The 1,703-nt window shown below is 57.0% G+C and carries 1 protein-coding gene; it reads right to left on the bottom strand.

Annotated elements, in window-relative coordinates:
* Nucleotides 1–1,703 (bottom strand): Ig-like domain-containing protein (locus CJO09_RS15520; RefSeq protein WP_119443164.1); only part of this gene is annotated, 1,703 nt, incomplete at both ends.

Below are 1,703 nucleotides of genomic sequence, written 5' to 3'. Positions count from 1 at the left end.
TGGACATCACCACCGACCGTACCGGTCAGGGTCACATCACCCTCAGCTTCAGCCGCGTTAATCACATCATCGCCAGCAATCGTGTCGATCGCGATCGTCGCAGACACTTCCGTATCTACACTGTAAGTGTGTTCGGCCGTCGCGGTTGCCGTATTACCAGCGGCATCAGTCGTCGTGACCGAGACGTTAATGGCACTATCTGCTGCCAGATCAGCACCCGCTACATCCACCGACCAGGCACCATCAGCCACCTGGGTCGTGTAGGTCTGACCGTTTACTGTGATGGTAACGGTGTCGCCATCCTGAACATCTCCACCGACGCTGCCGGAGACGGTCACATCACCACCAGACTCGGCGGCGTTGATGACGTTATCGGACGTGATGTCGTTAACCGTGATCGACGCGCCGATCTCGGTATCAACGGTGTAACCTTGAGAAGTGGACGCACTGGTACTGTTGCCCGCAGCATCCGTTATGGTCACCGAGGCAGATACGTTGGAATTCGCTGCCAGCACTGAACCCAGTACCGAGACGGACCACGTGCCGCCAAAGACCGTGGCCTCGTAGCTGTTCTCACCTACGGTGATCGTTACCGTGTCGCCGTCCTGCACATCACCACCGACCGTACCGGTCAGGGTCACATCGCCCTCAGCTTCAGCAGCATTGATCACATCATCGCCTGCAATCGTGTCGATCGCGATCGTCGCAGAGACCTCGGTATCCACACTGTATGTGTGTTCCGCTGTCGCAGTGGCACTGTTACCTGCTGCATCCGTAGTCGTGACCGACACATCGATAGAGGTATCAGCAGCCAGATTAGCACCCGCTACATCCACTGACCAGGCACCATCAGCCACCTGCGTTGTGTAGGTCTGACCATTGACGGTCACGGTGACTGTGTCGCCATCCTGAACGTCACCGCCGACGCTACCCGAGACAGTGACATCACCGCCAGACTCAGCAGCATTGACGATGTTGTCTGCCGTAATGTCATCAACCGTGATCGACGCATCGATCTCGGTGTCAACGGTGTAACCCTGCGAGGTCGAGGCGTTCGCTGTATTGCCTGCGGCATCCGTTGTGGAGACAGATGCACTCACATTGCTGTTATTGGCAAGAACTGAGCCAGGAACAGAGACGGACCACGTGCCGCCGGAGACGGTCGCTTCGTAGCTGTTCTCACCCACAGTCACAGTAACCGTGTCACCGTCCTGGACATCACCACCGACCGCACCGGTCAGGGTCACATCACCTTCAGCTTCAGTCGCGTTGATGACATCATCGCCCGCAATGGTGTCAATTGCGATCGTGGCAGAGACTTCCGTATCTACACTGTACGTGTGTTCGGCCGTTGCAGTGGCACTGTTGCCCGCTGCATCCGTGGTCGTCACAGACACATCAACTGTTGTATCAGCAGCCAAGTCGGAACCGGCTACATCCACCGACCAGGCACCATCGGCCACCTGGGTCGTGTAGGTCTGACCATTGACGGTCACGGTGACGGTATCACCATCCTGAACATCACCACCGACGCTGCCGGAGACGGTCACATCACCACCAGACTCGGCGGCGTTGATGACGTTATCAGAAGTAATATCGTTGACTGTGATCGAAGCATCAATCTCAGTATCGACGGTATAACCCTGAGAAGTGGACGCACTGGTGCTGTTGCCGGCGGCATCCGTTGTAGAGACAGAGGCACT

This window comes from Neopusillimonas maritima (assembly GCF_003576595.1).
GTDB classification, from domain to species: Bacteria; Pseudomonadota; Gammaproteobacteria; order Burkholderiales; family Burkholderiaceae_B; genus Neopusillimonas; species Neopusillimonas maritima.
This window is presented reverse-complemented; position numbering and strand designations above follow the sequence as displayed.